Below are 16,754 nucleotides of genomic sequence, written 5' to 3'. Positions count from 1 at the left end.
GATGATCTCCAGGATGTTGGTCGCCAACCGGGGCGAGATCGCCTGCCGGGTCTTCCGGACCTGCCGCGCGCTCGGCATCGCGACGGTCGCGGTGTACTCGGACGCGGACGCCGGTGCGCTGCACGTACGGGAGGCGGACGCGGCGGTACGGCTGCCGGGGGCGGCGCCCTCGGAGACGTACCTCCGTGGCGACCTGGTCGTGAAGGCGGCGCTCGCGGCGGGCGCGGACGCCGTGCACCCGGGGTACGGCTTCCTCTCCGAGAACGCGGAGTTCGCGCGGGCCGTGCGCGACGCGGGCCTGGTGTGGATCGGGCCGCCGCCGGAGGCGATCGAGGCGATGGCCTCGAAGACGCGGGCCAAGGAGCTCCTCGGGATCGCCCCGCTCGCGGCCGCCGACGTCACCGACGCGGACCTGCCGGTCCTGGTGAAGGCGGCGGCGGGCGGCGGCGGTCGCGGCATGCGGATCGTCCGCGAACTCGACGCGCTGGAAGGGGAGTTGAAGGCGGCTTCGGCGGAGGCGGCGAGCGCGTTCGGGGACGGGGAGGTGTTCGTCGAGCCGTACGTGGAGAACGGGCGTCATGTCGAGGTCCAGATCCTGGCGGACGGGCAGGGCGCGGTGTGGGCGCTCGGTACGCGCGACTGCTCGCTCCAGCGCCGCCACCAGAAGGTCATCGAGGAGTCCCCGGCGCCGGGGCTCGCGCCGTCGCTGCTCGCGGAGCTGTACGCCCGGTCCGTCGCCGCCGCGAAGGCGGTCGGGTACGTGGGCGCGGGGACGGTGGAGTTCCTGGTCGCGGACGTCCCCCAAGCTCTCGGCTCCGCTCGAGCAGGGGGGACCCCCAAGGCGCACTTCCTGGAGATGAACACGCGGCTGCAGGTGGAGCACCCGGTGACGGAGGAGGTGTACGGGGTCGACCTGGTCGCGCTCCAGATCGCCGTCGCCGAGGGCGCCCCGCTCCCGCCCGAGCCGCCGACCCCGACCGGCCACGCGATCGAGGCCCGGCTCTACGCCGAGGACCCGGCGTCGGGCTGGACGCCCCAGGCGGGCGTGCTGCACGCCCTTGAGATCGCCCCGGCCGCGACGGCACGCGTGGACGCCGGCTACGCCTCCGGCGACACCATCGGTGTCCACTACGACGCCATGCTCGCCAAGGTCGTCGTCCACGCGCCCACCCGCCCCGAGGCGATCCGCAAGCTCGCCGGCGCGCTGGAGACGGCCCGGGTGCACGGCCCGGTCACCAACCGGGAGTTGCTCGTCGGGTCCCTTCGGCATCCCGAGTTCGGGGATCCGGAGCGGCTCGACACCGGCTTCTACGAGCGGAACCTCGACGCGCTCACCCAGGCACCGCCCGGCGAGGCGTACGCCGCCGTCGCCGCCGCGCTCGCGGACGCCGCGAGCCGTCAGGGCCGGTTCGGGGGCGGGTGGCGGAACCTCGTCTCGCAGGACCAGGTCAAGGCCTACGGCGAGCACGAGGTCCGGTACCGCCCCACCCGCGACGGCGGGTACGCGGTCACCGCGCCCGAGGGCGTCCGCGTGGAGTCCGCCGCGCCGGACCACGTACGCCTCGAGGTCGACGGCGTGGTGAGGTCCTTCGACGTGGCGCGATACGGCGACGACAGCGCCACCGTCCACGTGGGCCCCCACCGCCTCACCGCTCACCCCCGCTTCCCGGACCCGGCGGACCAGCGCGAGCCCGGCTCTCTCCTGGCCCCCATGCCCGGCACCGTCGTGCGCGTCGCGGAGGGTCTCGCGGTCGGGGGCCGGGTCACCGCCGGGCAGCCGCTCCTCTGGCTGGAGGCGATGAAGATGGAGCACCGCGTCACCGCCCCCGCGTCGGGCACGCTCACCGCGCTCCACGCGACCCCCGGCCGCCAGGTGGAGGTGGGCGCCCTACTGGCCGTAGTACAGCAGTCCGAGCAGTCCGAGCAGTCCGAGCAGTCCGTGCAGGCCGAAGCACAGGAGGACCAGACCGCATGAGCAGCACCATGATCGAGAGCGAAGAGCTGACCGCGCTCCGCGCCGCCGTCGCGGCGCTCGGCCACCGCCACGGCCCCGGCTTCGACCGTGCGGCGCTGTGGGCGGAGGCGGGCAAGCTCGGCTACCTGGGCGTGAACCTGCCCGAGGAGTACGGCGGCGGGGGCGGCGGCATGGCCGAGCTGTCGATCGTCCTGGAGGAGGCGGGGGCCGCCGGCGCCCCGCTCCTGATGATGGTCGTCTCGCCCGCGATCTGCGGCACGGTCATCGCCCGCTTCGGTACGGAGGAGCAGAAGCGCACCTGGCTCCCGGGTCTGGCGGACGGCTCGCTCACCATGGCCTTCGGCATCACGGAGCCGGACGCGGGCTCGAACTCCCACCGGATCACGACGACGGCCACGAAGACGGAGGACGGCTGGGTCCTCAACGGCCGCAAGGTGTTCGTGTCGGGCGTCGACATCGCCGACGCGACCCTGATCGTCGGCCGGATGTCGGACGCCCGCACGGGCAACCTGAAGCCCTGCCTCTTCATCGTCCCCCGCGAGGCCCCCGGGTTCGGGCGTCGGCAGATCGAGATGGAACTGGACGCGAACGAGAAGCAGTTCGAGCTGACCCTCGACGACGTCCACCTCCCGGCCGACGCGCTCGTCGGCGACGAGGACGCGGGCCTGCTCCAGCTCTTCGCCGGGCTCAACCCGGAGCGCATCATGACGGCCGCGTTCGCGATCGGCATGGGCCGCTACGCCCTCGCCCAGGCCGTGAAGTACGCCAAGGAGCGCCAGGTCTGGAAGACCCCCATCGGCGCCCACCAGGCCATCGCCCACCCCCTCGCCCAGGCCCACATCGAGCTGGAGCTGGCCAAGCTGATGATGCAGAAGGCCGCGCAGCTCTACGACGCCGGCGACGACATCGGCGCGGGCGAGGCCGCCAACATGGCCAAGTACGCGGCCGGCGAGGCCTGCGTGAAGGCCGTCGACCAGTCCGTCCACACCCTCGGCGGCAACGGCCTCACCCGAGAGTTCGGCCTGGCCCGCCTGATCGCCGCCTCCCGCGTGGCCCGCATCGCCCCCGTCAGCCGGGAAATGATCCTGAACTACGTGTCCCACCAGTCCCTGGGTCTCCCCAAGTCGTACTGAGCGGGTCCATCCTGGCGACCACCTTCCACCTCTCCAGGGGGCACACATGGTGTTTCACAGCGAGTACGCGGATGTTCCTGCCGTCTCCCTCCCCATTCACGAGGCCGTCCTCGGGCGGGCCGCCGAGTTCGGGGACACCCCTGCGCTGATCGACGGGGCGGGGGAGCTGAGTCTCACGTACGCGCAGGTCGACGCGTTCCATCGGCGCGTGGCCGCCGGGCTGGCCGAGGCGGGGGTGCGGAAGGGGGACGTCCTCGCGCTGCACAGCCCCAACACCGTGCTGTATCCGATCGCGTTCTACGCGGCCACCCGGGCCGGCGCGTCCGTCACCACCGTGCATCCGTTGGCGACGCCCGAGGAGTTCGCCAAGCAGCTCAAGGACTCGTCCGCGCGCTGGATCGTCACCGTCTCCCCGCTCCTCCCGGCGGCCCGGCGCGCGGCCGAACTCGCGGGCGGGATCGAGGAGATCTTCGTCTGCGACCAGGCCCCCGAGGGCGAGGGGATCCGTTCCCTGCAGGCGATGGTCGCCACGAACGCCCCCGAGCCGGACGTCGCCATCGATCCGGACGAGGACATCGCCGCCCTGCCGTACTCCTCCGGCACCACCGGCGTCCCGAAGGGCGTGATGCTCACGCACACGTCCATCGCGACCAACCTGGAGCAGCTGTATCCGCTGATGCCCATGCGGCCGGGGGACCGGATCCTCGCCGTGCTGCCGTTCTTCCACATCTATGGGCTCACCGCTCTCATGAACGCGCCCCTGCGGCACGGTGCCACCGTCGTCGTGCTGCCGCGCTTCGAGCTCGACACCTTCCTCGCCGCCATCCAGAACCACCGCATCAACGGCCTGTACGTCGCCCCGCCCATCGTCCTCGCGCTCGCCAAGCACCCCGCGGTCGCCGCGTACGACCTGTCCTCGCTTGAGTACATCGTCAGCGCCGCCGCCCCGCTCGACGCCTCGCTCGCCGAGGCGTGTTCGGCGCGGCTGAAGCTGCCGCCGGTCCGGCAGGCGTACGGGATGACCGAGCTGTCCCCGGGCACGCACGTCGTCCCGCTCGCCGCGCAGAACCCGCCGCCCGGCGCCGTCGGGCAGCTGCTGCCCTCCACCGAGATGCGGATCCTGTCGCTCGACGACCCGTCGAAGGACGCCGAACCGGGCGCGGAGGGCGAGGTCGCCATCCGGGGGCCGCAGGTCATGAAGGGGTACCTGGGGCGGCCCGACGCCACCGCCGCGATGATCGACGGCGACGGCTGGGTGCACACCGGCGACATCGGGCGCGTCGACGAGAACGGGTGGCTGTTCGTCGTCGACCGGGTCAAGGAACTCATCAAGTACAAGGGCTTCCAGGTCGCCCCCGCCGAACTCGAAGCCCTGCTGCTCACCCACGAGTCCATCGCCGACGCGGCCGTCATCGGCGTGACCGACGACGACGGCAACGAGATCCCCAAGGCGTACGTCGTCCGGCAGCCGGGCGCGGACGGGCTCGGCGCCGAGGACGTGATGGCGTACGTGGCGGGGAGGGTCTCCCCGTACAAGAAGGTCAGGCGCGTGGAGTTCATCGACGGGGTGCCGCGCGCCGCTTCGGGGAAGATCCTCCGTCGTGAGCTGCGGGACCGGGAATGACGGCCGAGATGAAGGTGGACTCTTGAAGTTGGATCTAGGTATCGCCACGCTGACGCTCGACTCCCCGGCGAACCGCAACGCCCTCTCGGCGGCCCTGGTCGCCGAGTTGGCGGCGGCGTTCACGGAGTGCGCGCAGGACCCGTCGGTACGGGCTGTGGTGCTCACGCACACCGGCTCGACGTTCAGCGCCGGCGCGGACCTGAAGGCGCCGCCGAGCCCGTACGCCTTCGTGGATCTGCTCCGGCAGATCGTGGAGCTGCCGAAACCGGTGGTGGGCGTCGTCGACGGGCACGTCAGGGCCGGCGGGCTCGGGCTGCTCGGGGCGTGCGACATCGTGGTCGCGTCGGAGGGCTCCGACTTCGCGCTGACCGAGGCGCGGATCGGGGTCGCGCCCGCCGTCGTCTCGCTGACGCTGCTGCCGAAGCTGGAGCCGCGGGCGGCGGCGCGGTACTACGTGACGGGGGAGCGGTTCGGTACGGCCGAGGCAATCGCCATGGGCCTCGTCACCGCCCCCGCGGACGCCCTCGACGCGATCCTCGACGGGCTGCGCCTGGGCTCCCCGCAGGGGCTGGCCGAGTCGAAGCGGCTGGTCACGGCTAGAGTCCTGGAGACCTTCGAGCGTGACGCGGAGGACCTGGTCCAGAGGTCGGCTACGCTCTTCGCCTCCCCCGAGGCGCGCGAAGGGATGACGGCCTTCCTCGAACGACGGGACCCCGAATGGCGGTTGTGACCGGCCCGCAGCAAGGCCCCAGGCAAGGCCCGCAGCAGGGGCCCAAGCAAGGCCCCCAGCAGGACAGGAGCCGCGCCACCCGGCAGCGGCTCCTGGAGGCGGCGGTGTCCTGCCTGGCCGAACACGGCTGGGCGGGTTCCACCGTCGCCGTGGTCGCCGAGCGGGCGGGCGTCTCGCGGGGCGCGGCCCAGCACCACTTCCCGACCCGCGAGGACCTTTTCACGGCGGCCGTCGAGTACGTCGCCGAGGAGCGGTCCCAAGCCCTGCGCGAGCTTCCCGCGCGCGACCGCCGCGAGGCCGTCGCCGCGCTCGTCGACCTGTTCACCGGGCCGCTGTTCCGCGCCGCCCTCCACCTCTGGGTCGCGGCCGCCCACGAGCCCCAGCTGCACGCCCGCGTCACGGAGTTGGAGGCCCGCGTCGGCCGCGACTCCCACCGGATGGCCGTGACCCTGCTGGCCGCCGACGAGTCCGTGCCCGGGGTGCGGGAGACGGTCCAGGGGCTCCTGGACATGGCCCGGGGCCTGGGGCTCGCCACGCTCCTGACGGACGACGCGGCCCGCCGCGCGCGGGTCGTGGCGCAGTGGTCGACCCTCCTGGACGAGGTCCTGGGCGGCGCTCAGAGCGGCGTCGGTTCGGACACCGCAGCCGGTGCCGCCGCCGGTGCCGCCGTCGGTACGGAGAGCGCCGCCAGGTAGCCGTTGAGCGCGGCCGCCGTGCCCGCGAGCGGGAAGCGGGCGCCGAGCTGCCCGTCGGGGCGGACGAGGAAGCCGGTCGGTCCGTCCGGACGGTAGAGCCGCGCGAACTCCCCTCCCGCGTCCCGGTATTCGGGCAACGCGCCGCGCACCTGGACGCGTTCGTCGTCGGACTCGCGCGCCAGCAGCGCGACCACCGTCGGCCGGTCCCCGCCCACCGCCGCGGCGACCACCGCGACCGCCTCCGCCGCCCTCGCGAGCTCGTCGGCCTTGTCCGCGTACAGCAGCACGACGTGCCCGGTGCGGCCGCGCAGGACGTCGAGGAGCCGCAGCGGGTAGGCGGCGAGGTGCGTCGTCAGGCCGGCGCAGTCCGGGGCCCGGTCACCGGGCTGCGGGGCGTCCTCCGGGCCGTACGGATGGGCCGCGAGCGGGCCGTCGCGGTAGGAGACGAGGAGTTGGGCCTCCCGCAGCATCACGGTCGCCGGGTCGTCGGGGTCGGCCTCCATGCCCTGCCGCGCGTGCCGGACGGTCCGGCCCACGACCTCCTCGCCGACCGGGCGGCGCTCGGCGTCGTAACTGCCGAGCAGCCCCGGTCCGGCCTCCCCGCGCAGGACGAGGGCGAGCTTCCAGGCCAGGTTGCAGGCGTCCTGGATGCCGGTGTTCATGCCCTGGGCGCCGGTCGGCGGGTGGATGTGGGCGGCGTCGCCCGCGACGAACACCCGGCCCTCGCCGTACCGGTCGACGATCCGGTGGCTGATCCGGAACACGGACGACCAGCGCAGCTCCGAGACGCGCGCGGGCACGGGGGCCAGTCGGTCGACCACGGCCTGGATGTGGGACAGCTCGGGCACCCGGCCGCCCTCCAGACCGTGCGCCACCCCGTCCCCGTCGCTGTGGGTGGAGAGCTCGGGCGGGACCGTCATCGACATGCGGTAGCGGCCCTTGCCGGGCAGCGGGATGCAGACCAGGAGGTCGTCCGTCGAACCGTCCTCGGCGACGTGCAGGGACCGGATGCCGTACCCGTACGGCATGTCCCAGTCGGCCTCGACGTCGCCGAGCATGTACTCCTCCGGGAAAGCCCCGCCCACGAAGCCGAGCCCGAGGCCCTTGCGGACGGTGCTGTGCGCGCCGTCGCAGCCGATCAGATACCGGACCCGCAGCTCCTCCTCCGCGCCGGACGCGGCCCGCAGCCGCGCCGTCACCCCGTCCGCGTCCTGCCCGAACGACACCAGCTCCGTGCCGCGCTCGATGACCGTGCCCAGACCGGCGACGTACTCCTCCAGGAGCCGCTCGGTCTCGTACTGAGGCAGCGCGGCGAACCCGTACGGCACCTCCGGCGGCAGTTCCAGCTCGATCCGCCCCCGCTCCTGGCCGTTGACGTGGATCAGCTGGCCGCGCATCGGGACCGCGGCCTCCATGACGGCCCTGGCCAGGCCCATCCGGTCCCAGATCTCCAGCGTGCGCGGCTGGACGCCGACGGCCTTTGCGTACGGGAGGCGGGCAGGCAGCCGGTCGACGAGCCGGCAGCGCACCCCGCGCCTGCGCAGTTCGGCGGCCGCGCTGAGGCCCACGGGCCCGGCGCCCACGATCAGCACGTCGGTCGAGAAGCCGGTCGACACAGTGCTCGTACGGGTGTCTGCCACGGGATCCTCCCAGTGCGCCCCCGCTCTCGGACCGGCCCCGAAGACCATGGTCACCCGGTGGCGTGACCCGCGCCACATACGTACGGCCCGCCCCGCAGTACGCTGGTCGCATGCTTCCGCTCGTACGCCGCCGCCACGTGGACTTCGTCCGCGTCACGAGCATGGGCTGTCGGCGCTCCGCCTGACCTCGTAGCCCCCCTCTCTTCAGGCACCCGCGCCCCCGCCCCACCCCTGGCGACGCGCACGGGCCCGTACACCCCCGCGGACGCACACCATGACGCACAGCACCACTGCCACCCAGCAGCCCTCCACCTCGGCGCAGCGGCCGTACAGCTCCCAGCTGCCGATCGTCGACCTCTCCGCCGCCGACCGCGGCCCGCAGGCCCGGCGCCTCCTCCACGCCCAGCTGCACTCCGCCGCCCACGACGTCGGCTTCTTCCAGCTCGTCGGGCACGGGATCACCGAGGCCGAGACGACGGCGCTGACCTCCGCGATGAAGGCCTTCTTCGCCCTCCCGGAGGCCGACCGGCTCGCGCTCGACACCACCAACTCGCCGCACTTCCGCGGCTACACCCGCATCGGCGACGAGCGCACCGGCGGCTCCCGCGACTGGCGCGACCAGCTCGACATCGGCGCCGAGCGCCCCGCGCGCGTCCCAGGCCCCGACGAGGCCCCGTACTGGTGGCTCCAGGGCCCCAACCAGTGGCCCGCCGCCCTCCCCGAGCTGCGCCTCGCCGCGCTGAACTGGGTCGAGCGGCTCAGCGGAGTCGCCGAGCGGCTGCTGCACGAGCTGCTCGCCTCGATCGGCGCGCCCGCCGGCTTCTACGACGACGTGTTCGGCGACCGGGCCCACCCGCACCTCAAGCTGGTGCGCTACCCCGGCAGCGCGGGCGACGGGGCCGACCAGGGCGTCGGTGCCCACAAGGACTACGGCTTCCTGACGCTGCTGCTCCAGGACCACGTCGGCGGCCTCCAGGTGGAGCGCGAGGACGGCCTCTTCCACGACGTGCCGCCGCTGCCGGGCGCGTTCGTCGTGAACCTCGGCGAGCTCCTCGAAGTGGCGACCAACGGCTACCTGCTCGCCACCAACCACCGGGTGGTCTCGCCGCCCGCGGCGACGGAACGCTTCTCCGTGCCGTTCTTCTACAACCCGCGCCTCGACGCCCGGATCGCCCCGCTGGAGTTCCCGTACGCCTCGACGGCGCCCGGGGTCACCACCGACCCGGCGAACCCGCTGTTCGCCGAGTACGGCCGCAACGAGCTGAAGGGCAAGCTGCGCGCCCACCCGCTGGCCGCAGCCCGCCACCACGCGGACCTGCTGCTCGCGGACGCGCGCCCGCTCACGGCGGCCTGAGGCGGCCCGAGAGGGCACGAGGCCGGTTGAGACGGTCTGAGGCCGACTGAGACACGCTGACACACGCGAGAGGACCCGGGGCCGCTGTGCGGGCTGCCCCGGGTCCTCCGCGTCGGTCGAGCGCCTGCGTCAGCCCGCGAACGCCGCCAGGTCCGCGTAGCCCGCGATCTCGCGCGGGTCGCGCTGGCCCGGGCCCGTGTAGCGGGCGCTCGGGCGGACCAGGCGGCCCGTGCGCTTCTGCTCCAGGATGTGCGCCGACCAGCCGGCGGTACGGGCGCAGCTGAACATCGACGTGAACATGTGCGCCGGGACCTCGGCGAAGTCCAGGACGATCGCCGCCCAGAACTCGACGTTCGTCGCGAGGACGCGGTCGGGGCGGCGGGCGTGCAGCTCCTCGAGCGCGGCCTTCTCCAGCGCCTCGGCGACCTCGAAGCGCGGCGCGGCCAGCTCCTTCGCCGTACGGCGGAGGACGCGGGCGCGCGGGTCCTCGGCGCGGTAGACGCGGTGGCCGAAGCCCATCAGCCGCTCGCCCTGGTCCAGGGCCTTCTTCACGTACGCCGTGGCGTCGCCGGTCCGCTCGATCTCCTCGATCATGCCGAGGACGCGGGACGGGGCGCCGCCGTGCAGCGGCCCGGACATGGCGCCGACGGCGCCCGAGAGCGCCGCGGCGACGTCGGCGCCGGTGGAGGCGATGACGCGGGCGGTGAAGGTGGAGGCGTTCATGCCGTGCTCGGCGGCCGAGGTCCAGTACGCGTCGACGGCCTTGACGTGCTTGGGGTCGGGCTCGCCGCGCCAGCGGATCATGAACCGCTCGACGACCGACGTGGCCTTGTCGATCTCGCTCTGCGGCACCATCGGCAGGCCCTGGCCGCGCGCCGACTGGGCGACGTACGACAGCGCCATGACGGCGGCGCGCGCGAGGTCGTCGCGGGCCTGGTCGGCGTCGATGTCGAGGAGCGGCTTCAGGCCCCAGACGGGCGCGAGCATGGCGAGCGCGGACTGCACGTCGACGCGGATGTCACCGGAGTGGACCGGGATCGGGAAGGGCTCGGCCGGCGGCAGACCGGGGTCGAACGCGCCGTCGACCAGCAGGCCCCAGACGTTGCCGAACGAGACATGACCGACGAGATCCTCGATGTCGACGCCGCGGTACCGAAGAGCGCCGCCCTCCTTGTCGGGTTCGGCGATCTCCGTCTCGAACGCGACGACTCCTTCGAGCCCGGGTACGAAGTCGGACATCAGGCGGCTCCTCTATCGATGATCAATCATCCAGCGGTGGGCGGGACCTGTCGGTCGGGACCTTCGGGGACCGTCGGGGACCTTTGGTCGGGAAGCAACAGTCATCCAGCCGAAGAGTCTGTACGGTTCCGATGATGCGGGGAAGCGTGACATCCGGCACACTCCGCCGATCCGGCGACGAAGGGTTAACGGCCCGCGATGCCGGGCAGACTGCGCCTCTGCGGCAGGATGAACCCTGTGACCGACGCTCTCGATCCCGCCGACATGCGCGAGCAGTACCGCACCACGGAGCTGACTGTGGCCGACCTCGCCCCCGAACCGATCGAACAGTTCACGCGCTGGTTCACGGCGGTCGCCACGAGCCCGGCGATCCACGAGCCGAACGCGATGGTCGTCTCGACCGCGACGCCCGACGGCCGGCCGTCCTCCCGCACGGTGCTCCTGAAGCACTACGACGAGGCGGGTTTCGTCTTCTACACGAACTACTCGTCCCGCAAGGGCGGCGAGCTGGCGGCCAATCCGTACATCTCGCTGCTCTTCCCCTGGCACCCGCTGGCGCGCCAGGTCATCGTCACGGGCCGGGCGGTCCGCACCGGACGGGACGAGACCGTCGCGTACTTCCGCACCCGCCCGCACGGCTCCCAGCTGGGCGCCTGGGCCAGCCACCAGTCCTCGGTGATCGCGTCCCGCGAGGAGCTGCTCGCCCGTTACGAGGAGCTGGCCGCCCGCTACCCGGCGGACGAGCAGGTGCCGGTGCCGCCGGAGTGGGGCGGCTTCCGGGTCGTCCCGGACACGGTGGAGTTCTGGCAGGGGCACGAGAACCGGCTGCACGACCGGCTGCGGTACGTACGGGCCGAGGACGGCGCCGACAAGTGGCGGGTGGAGCGCCTCTCACCCTGACCGGGTCACCCCGAGAGCCGTGACGCCTCGCTCAGGGCCGTCTCGACCGCGTGCGGGATGTCGGTCACCGGGAACTGGACGTGCCGTACGGCCCGCTCCCGGTCCAGGACGAGCACGGCCCGCTTGAGCCGGAGCGCCTGGCCGGCGCGGAAGGTCGCCAGCCGGAGCGCGGCCGCGAGCCGGGCGTCCATGTCGGAGAGCAGCGGGAAGGGGATGTCCTCGGCGGCGGCGAAGGCGCGCTGTTCGTCGGGGCGCTGGGTCGAGACGCCGTGGACGGCGACCCCGGCGGCCGTGAAGTCCTCGTACGCGTCCCTGAACAGCCGGTTCTCCAGCGTGCAGCCGACCGTGCCGGGGATGTCGTTCCAGCCTTCGGGCAGCGGACTCGGCCGCCCGGTCGCGGGGTAGCAGAAGAGCACGGTGGCGGCGGCGTCCGGGTCCACCGGGTCGCGCTCGGCGCCGGTGTGCGCGGGCAGGGTGAGCCGCGGCAGCCGGGTGCCGGGCAGTTCGTGGACGCGGAGGGCCTCGGCGCTGTGCTCGTCGGCGGAGGCGGTGAGGCTCCCGTCGCCGAGGAGCCAGCGGTCGGACCAGTCCTGCATGGCGACCAGGACGGGGAGCAGGGCGCGCCCGGCCGGGCTGAGCCGGTACTCGTACCGCACGGGCCCCTGCTGGTACGGGACGCGGTCGAGCACGCCGCTGTCGACGAGGTGGCCGAGGCGCTCGGTGAGGACCTTGCGGGAGATGCCCAGCTCGGCCTGGAGCTCGTCGAAGCGGTGCCGGCCGCGCGCGGTCTCCCGGACGAGCAGCAGGCTCCACCAGTCGCCGACGACGGCGGCGGCCTGGGCGATCGCGCAGGCGGCGTCGCGCTCGGGCACGGCTCGGACCATGCGCTGCTCCTTCGGATTCCGGACGAGGTCGTTCGTCGGTCCATCTTGCGGCACGGGGTGAGTTCCCGATAGAAACTCAGTGTAAGTTCCGAAAAGAGACTCGCGCGTCGCCCTGCGTCGTGCGGGTCTCGGGGAATCTCGGGGAGGGGAATCCCGCATGTCCACAGCCTGGGCGACCGCATGGCGCACCTGGCAGACGACCCGTCGCGCCTATCCATGGACGTACGCCGTCGGTACGGTCCTGCCGGCCGCGCTCGCGATCGGGCTCGCGTACCTCGGCTACCACGCCATCGGCGGCGGAGCCGTCGCCGAGGACTTCACCGAGGGCAGCGGGACCACCGCCTACCTCGCCTACATCGTGGTCGGCGCGACGGCCTTCCAGTTCACGGTCCGGCTCATCCTCTGGTCCGCGAAGGCGCTGATCACCGAGCAGCGGCAGGGCACCCTCGGCGCCCTGCTCATCGCGCCCGCGCGCCGCTTCCCGTACCTCGCGGGCTTCACGGCCTTCGCGGTCCTCAGCAGCCTGGTCGAGTTCCTCGCGCTCGGTGTCGTGGTCGCCCTGCTCGGCATCGCCGTCCCGGTCGCCTCCGCGCCCGGCCTGCTCCTCGGCGCCCTCGCGCTGGTCGGCGCGGTCTTCGCCCTCTCGGTGGGGCTCGGCGGGCTGATGATCGCCGCCGGCGAGGCGCACATCTCGCAGAACACCGTCTTCATCGTCCTCGGCCTGGTCGGCGGCTTCACCTTCCCGCGCGCCTATCTGCCGGAGCCGGTCCAGTGGTTCGCCGAGCTGCTGCCGACGACCGCGGCGACGGACGTCCTGCACGCGGCGACCACCGGGGCCGGCTCGCTGCCCGAGCTGCTGCCGCGGCTCGCGGTGTGCGCGCTGCTGAGCGGCGCGTACCTGCTCCTGGGCCTGAAGTACCTGCCGCGGGCCGAGGCCCGCGCGATCGAGAGGAACTACTGACATGACGGGTATTCAGGTCCGTTCACTGCACAAGGACTTCCCCGTCCGCACCAAGGGGATCTTCGGCGCCAGGGACGTCAAACGGGCGGTCGCCGGACTCGACCTCGACATCCCGCCCGGCCGGATCACCGGCCTCCTCGGCCTCAACGGCGCGGGCAAGACCACGACCATCAAGATCCTGGCCACGCTCCTGCGCCCCACCTCGGGCTCGGTCACGGTCGACGGCCTGGACACGGTCGCGGACGCCCGGGCCGTCCGCCGCCGGATCAACCTCATCGCGGGCGGGGAGCGCATGGTCTACACCCGGATGACCGGCCGGGAGAACCTCTGGTACTTCGGCCAGCTCTACGACGTCCCGAAACGCGAACTGCAAGCCCGCATAGACGAGTTGCTGACTCTCGTGGGCCTGACGGACGCGGCGGACACGCTCGTCGAGCGGTACTCGCGCGGCATGACCCAGCGCCTGGCCATCGCCCGGGGGCTGATCAACCGGCCCGCGTACCTCCTCCTCGACGAGCCCACGCTCGGTCTGGACGCCCCGATCGCCCGTGACCTGCGCCGCGTCGTGGCGCGGCTCGCGGAGGAGGGCACGGGGGTGCTGCTCACCTCGCACTACCTGGCCGAGGTGGAGGAGCTGTGCGGCCACGTGTACGTGATCTCCGCCGGCCGCCACCTCGCGCAGGGCAGCCCGGCGGAACTGAAGGCGGCGACCGGCAGTCACCGCACGATCCGCCTGACGGTGACGAACCCGGGCGAGGCTACGGCGGCCGTGGCGACGGACTTCGGGGCGACGCGGGAGCCGCTCCCGGGCGGCGGGGAACTCCTGACACTCCGCCACCCGGACGACATGGCGGGCCCGTTGGCGGCGGCGATCGTGCGGGCGGGCGGCTCGATCGGGGGCCTGGAGATCGCGGAGGCGAGCCTGGAGGACGCGATCCTGGCGCTGGCGGAGAGGGAGGAGGGCGCACTCGTATGACCCACGCACCGACCCGATCCTTCCGTCACGCGGTCCGGATCTTCGCGGCGGAAGCCCTGAAGCAGCACCGCCGTCTCTTCGGCCAGCCGCTCGTGGTCTTCTCGATGCTGGTCTGGCCGCTGCTCCAACTGGCCACGACCTACTACACGTTGCGTCCGGTGGCGACCGCGTCCCCGGCCGCCGCGAACTGGCCGACGGCCGCCGACCCGGAGCGGCTCCTGGCGTTCCTGGCCACCGGGACGCTCGCGTACGCCTTCTTCTTCTCGCTCGTCCAGAGCGCCTGGCACTTCTCCTTCGAGCGCTCCACCGGCACCCTGGAGCTCCTCTTCCTCTCCCCGGCCGGACGCCTGACCCTCATGGTCGCGAACGGCGCGGGGGCCCTGCTCCAGAACGCCTGGCTGCTCACCTGCTTCACCGTCGCCGCGCTCACCGGCTTCGGGACGCTGTCGGTGTCGGCCTGGTGGATGTACGGGATCGTCTTCCTGGCGCTGCTGATCCCGGCGGTCGCGTGGGGCACGTTCCTCAACAGTGTGCTGGTCTTCTCGCGGGACTCGGCGTTCCTGTACACGATCCTGGACGAGCCGCTCTGGTTCGTGTCGGGGGTCCGCCTCCCGAACTTCGCCCTGCCGGCGGCGATCCAGCTGGTGGGAGCGGTCTTCCCGCTCACGGGCAGCCTGATCGCGGTCCGAGGAGCCCTCCTGGAACACCGCACCCTGACCGAGCTGGCCCCGACCCTCCTGGGCCTGGGCGCCCTGAGCGCCCTGCTGCTTGCGGCGTCGGCGCTGATCCTCCGCGTGGGCGAGGCCCACGCCCAGCGCACGGGCAGGCTCTCCCTGGCGTAGAGCGCCGAAACGCAGACGACCCGTGGGCCTTGGTCCCGTCCGCTCGAGTTCGGACGGGAGCCGGCCGGACTTACCGGCGGCCCACGGGTCGGGTGACTGCGTGGTTTTCGGCAGGTGGCCTGCCGAGGTGCACAGAGTGCGACGGCAGGCCGTTAGCCCGCAGTCACCTCACGAATCCGAAAAGAAACCATGTTCTCGGATCACCTCCTTTCAGCGTGTGCTCCACAGCCTAGGAACCCTCCCGCGAAGCCTCAAGCGATTTATTCGCCGCGATCCGAGGGCGCCCCGCCCGTTCGTTTCCGGGGCGCAACGTTTTCGTGGAACGGGGTGTGTTCTGCGTCACGTTCGAGTTGAATGATCCGAGGCGTGCGGATGCACGTGCGTACACCGTCCTGCAGGGGGTTGCCGGGATGAGTGCTGCCAGGGGTGGGACCACGTCTGTGCCGGGGGACGATCTGCTCGCCGCGCTTCTCGACGGGATGGACGCGGCGCTCTGTGCCTTCGGTGCCGACGGGACCGTCACGCACTGGAACAAGGAGGCCGAGCGGATTCTCGGCTGGTCGGCCGGGGAGGCCGTCGGGCGGCGGGGTTTCGAGGGGTGGGCGGCGCGGCCCGCCGACGCGGCGGAGGCGCTCGCGCGGCTGATGGCCGCCATGGACGCGCCGGGCCGGCTCGTGCACGAGTTCGCGCTGGTGCGGAAGGACGGCGGCCGTGTTCTCGTACGGACACAGTCGGCCGGGGTGCGCGGCGCGGACGGCAAGCCCGCCGGGGTGTACTGCGCGTTCAGCGAGGTGCACGCCCAGATCGATCTGGAGCGGTCGATCGCGCTGAGCGAGGCGCTCTTCGAGGAGGCGTCCTGGGGTGTCGTCCTCGTCGACGTGGACCTGCGCCCGGCCGTCGTCAACGGGTACGCGGCCCGGGCGATGTGCGCCGGGCGGACGACCCTGCTGGGCCGGCCGCTCGGGGAGGTCGTCGCGCAGGGCCTGGAGGAGCTGGAGTCCGCCCTGGAGCACGTCCTCGCGGAGGGCGCGCCGAAGGCGCCCGCCGAGGTGTGGGTGACCTTGCGGACGGCGGACGGCGAGCGCCGCCGGTGCTGGCGCAGCGGATTCGTACGGCTCTCGTCGCCGCTGGCGGAGGAGCCGGTGCCGCTGGGCGTGGGCTGGCTGTTCCAGGACGTCACCGAGGAGCGCCTCGCCGAGCAGGAGGCGGACCGGCTGCGGTTCCGGTACAGCCAGCTGCACCGGGCCGGCGCCGTCGCCGCCGAGTGCGAGGACCCGAGGGAGGCGGCGACGGTCCTCCTCGACTTCGCCCTCGCGGGCTTCGCCGACCACGCCCTGGTCGACATCGCGGCGGGGGAGCGGCGCCTCGTGCGGGTGGCGACGACCCCGGCCGGTGAGCCGGGGCCCGTCGTGCCGGTCGCGGGCGGCGGCATCCCGCTGCGCTACCCCTCGGGCCACCCCGTCCACCAGGCCCTCTCCCGTACGGGACCGGTGCGGGCGTCCGCGACCGCGGCCGCCGGTTCCCAGGCCGCCGAGGACTGGGCGGCCGAGCGCCTGTGGCCGCGCGACGCCCTCCACGCCCTCTGCCTGCCCCTGCGCAGCCGGGGCCGTACGGTCGGCGCCGTGACCTTCCTCCGCTCCGCGTCCCGTACGCCCTTCGAACGCCCGGACGCGGTGTTCGCGGAGGCGGTGGCGGTACGGGTCGCGGCCTCGCTCGACCTCGCGGCGGCGCTGGGTACGGGGGGCGGCTCCACGCCACGTCGAGACGCCTGAGGCGCCTGAGGTGCCTCGGATGCCGCCCC

13 protein-coding genes and 1 pseudogene are annotated in these 16,754 nt (G+C 73.1%); 11 read left to right on the top strand and 3 right to left on the bottom strand.

Annotated features, from left to right (window positions below; translation table 11 throughout):
• The first annotated feature begins 1 nt into the window (after nt 1).
• The 5 genes and pseudogenes from AB0F56_RS11970 to AB0F56_RS11950 form a co-directional block, all read left to right on the top strand.
• Nucleotides 2-1,975 carry a biotin carboxylase N-terminal domain-containing protein gene (locus tag AB0F56_RS11970; RefSeq protein WP_362007255.1) on the top strand — a complete coding sequence of 658 codons (1,974 nt, stop codon included), beginning with the start codon at nt 2-4 and terminating at the stop codon, nt 1,973-1,975.
• Entirely contained in the window at nt 1,972-3,108 is a 1,137-nt protein-coding gene (locus tag AB0F56_RS11965; protein WP_362007252.1) for an acyl-CoA dehydrogenase, read from the top strand. The genes AB0F56_RS11970 and AB0F56_RS11965 overlap by 4 nt, the downstream gene beginning before the upstream one ends.
• A gap of 46 nt (nt 3,109-3,154) precedes the next feature.
• Nucleotides 3,155-4,732: a 4-coumarate--CoA ligase family protein gene (locus AB0F56_RS11960; RefSeq protein ID WP_362007249.1), complete on the top strand. Its 1,578-nt coding sequence runs from the start codon at nt 3,155-3,157 to the stop codon at nt 4,730-4,732.
• A gap of 22 nt (nt 4,733-4,754) precedes the next feature.
• Nucleotides 4,755-5,462 (top strand): enoyl-CoA hydratase family protein, encoded by a 708-nt coding sequence (locus tag AB0F56_RS11955; RefSeq protein ID WP_362007246.1) that lies wholly within the window; start codon nt 4,755-4,757, stop codon nt 5,460-5,462.
• A pseudogene (locus tag AB0F56_RS11950) lies at nt 5,450-6,073 on the top strand (TetR family transcriptional regulator); the annotation flags it as partial. The gene AB0F56_RS11955 and the pseudogene AB0F56_RS11950, both read left to right, overlap by 13 nt.
• Nucleotides 6,074-6,078: 5 nt before the next feature.
• Here the strand turns inward: AB0F56_RS11950 and AB0F56_RS11945 are convergent.
• Nucleotides 6,079-7,773 (bottom strand): FAD-dependent monooxygenase, encoded by a 1,695-nt coding sequence (locus tag AB0F56_RS11945; protein ID WP_362007868.1) that lies wholly within the window; start codon nt 7,771-7,773, stop codon nt 6,079-6,081.
• A 298-nt stretch (nt 7,774-8,071) separates the two neighbouring features.
• Between AB0F56_RS11945 and AB0F56_RS11940 the strand changes: the two genes are divergently transcribed.
• Entirely contained in the window at nt 8,072-9,151 is a 1,080-nt protein-coding gene (locus tag AB0F56_RS11940) for a 2-oxoglutarate and iron-dependent oxygenase domain-containing protein (protein ID WP_362007245.1), read from the top strand.
• A gap of 129 nt (nt 9,152-9,280) precedes the next feature.
• Here AB0F56_RS11940 and AB0F56_RS11935 read toward each other — a convergent pair whose 3' ends face one another.
• The gene (locus AB0F56_RS11935; protein WP_362007242.1) at nt 9,281-10,390 is read right to left on the bottom strand and encodes a citrate synthase 2; all 1,110 of its coding nucleotides are present in this window, start codon (nt 10,388-10,390) and stop codon (nt 9,281-9,283) included.
• A 228-nt stretch (nt 10,391-10,618) separates the two neighbouring features.
• On the opposite strand from AB0F56_RS11935, the gene pdxH reads away from it, so the two are divergent.
• Nucleotides 10,619-11,290, top strand: a complete 672-nt coding sequence (pdxH, locus tag AB0F56_RS11930) for a pyridoxamine 5'-phosphate oxidase (RefSeq protein WP_362007239.1) — start codon at nt 10,619-10,621, stop codon at nt 11,288-11,290.
• A 5-nt stretch (nt 11,291-11,295) separates the two neighbouring features.
• On the opposite strand, the gene AB0F56_RS11925 is transcribed toward pdxH, so the two are convergent.
• Nucleotides 11,296-12,174, bottom strand: a complete 879-nt coding sequence (locus tag AB0F56_RS11925) for a winged helix-turn-helix transcriptional regulator (protein ID WP_362007237.1) — start codon at nt 12,172-12,174, stop codon at nt 11,296-11,298.
• Between the two features lie 157 nt (nt 12,175-12,331).
• Between AB0F56_RS11925 and AB0F56_RS11920 the strand changes: the two genes are divergently transcribed.
• From AB0F56_RS11920 to AB0F56_RS11905, 4 genes are all read left to right on the top strand, one after another.
• A complete protein-coding gene (locus AB0F56_RS11920) occupies nt 12,332-13,135 on the top strand; it encodes an ABC transporter permease (protein WP_362007234.1) in 804 nt (267 codons plus the stop codon).
• Between the two features lies 1 nt (nt 13,136).
• Nucleotides 13,137-14,111, top strand: coding sequence for an ABC transporter ATP-binding protein (locus tag AB0F56_RS11915; protein WP_362007231.1), 975 nt, complete (start codon nt 13,137-13,139; stop codon nt 14,109-14,111).
• The gene (locus tag AB0F56_RS11910) at nt 14,108-14,953 is read left to right on the top strand and encodes an ABC transporter permease (protein ID WP_362007229.1); all 846 of its coding nucleotides are present in this window, start codon (nt 14,108-14,110) and stop codon (nt 14,951-14,953) included. Before AB0F56_RS11915 ends, AB0F56_RS11910 begins: the two co-directional genes overlap by 4 nt.
• 410 nt (nt 14,954-15,363) lie before the next feature.
• Entirely contained in the window at nt 15,364-16,725 is a 1,362-nt protein-coding gene (locus tag AB0F56_RS11905) for a PAS domain-containing protein (RefSeq protein ID WP_362007227.1), read from the top strand.
• Nucleotides 16,726-16,754 lie beyond the last annotated feature (29 nt).

It is taken from the genome of Streptomyces sp. NPDC026092 (assembly GCF_040638605.1).
In the GTDB taxonomy this organism is placed as follows: Bacteria; Actinomycetota; Actinomycetes; order Streptomycetales; family Streptomycetaceae; genus Streptomyces.
This window is presented reverse-complemented; position numbering and strand designations above follow the sequence as displayed.

What these genes read in the sequence shown, in the direction of transcription:
- AB0F56_RS11970 (WP_362007255.1), top strand. Translation starts at nt 2, where the DNA reads ATGATCTCCAGGATGTTGGTCGCCAACCGGGGCGAGATCGCCTGCCGG.
- AB0F56_RS11965 (WP_362007252.1), top strand. Translation starts at nt 1,972, where the DNA reads ATGAGCAGCACCATGATCGAGAGCGAAGAGCTGACCGCGCTCCGCGCC.
- AB0F56_RS11960 (WP_362007249.1), top strand. Translation starts at nt 3,155, where the DNA reads ATGGTGTTTCACAGCGAGTACGCGGATGTTCCTGCCGTCTCCCTCCCC.
- AB0F56_RS11940 (WP_362007245.1), top strand. Translation starts at nt 8,072, where the DNA reads ATGACGCACAGCACCACTGCCACCCAGCAGCCCTCCACCTCGGCGCAG.
- AB0F56_RS11935 (WP_362007242.1), bottom strand. Translation starts at nt 10,390, where the DNA reads ATGTCCGACTTCGTACCCGGGCTCGAAGGAGTCGTCGCGTTCGAGACG.
- pdxH (WP_362007239.1), top strand. Translation starts at nt 10,619, where the DNA reads ATGAACCCTGTGACCGACGCTCTCGATCCCGCCGACATGCGCGAGCAG.
- AB0F56_RS11925 (WP_362007237.1), bottom strand. Translation starts at nt 12,174, where the DNA reads ATGGTCCGAGCCGTGCCCGAGCGCGACGCCGCCTGCGCGATCGCCCAG.
- AB0F56_RS11920 (WP_362007234.1), top strand. Translation starts at nt 12,332, where the DNA reads ATGTCCACAGCCTGGGCGACCGCATGGCGCACCTGGCAGACGACCCGT.
- AB0F56_RS11915 (WP_362007231.1), top strand. Translation starts at nt 13,137, where the DNA reads ATGACGGGTATTCAGGTCCGTTCACTGCACAAGGACTTCCCCGTCCGC.
- AB0F56_RS11910 (WP_362007229.1), top strand. Translation starts at nt 14,108, where the DNA reads ATGACCCACGCACCGACCCGATCCTTCCGTCACGCGGTCCGGATCTTC.
- AB0F56_RS11905 (WP_362007227.1), top strand. Translation starts at nt 15,364, where the DNA reads ATGAGTGCTGCCAGGGGTGGGACCACGTCTGTGCCGGGGGACGATCTG.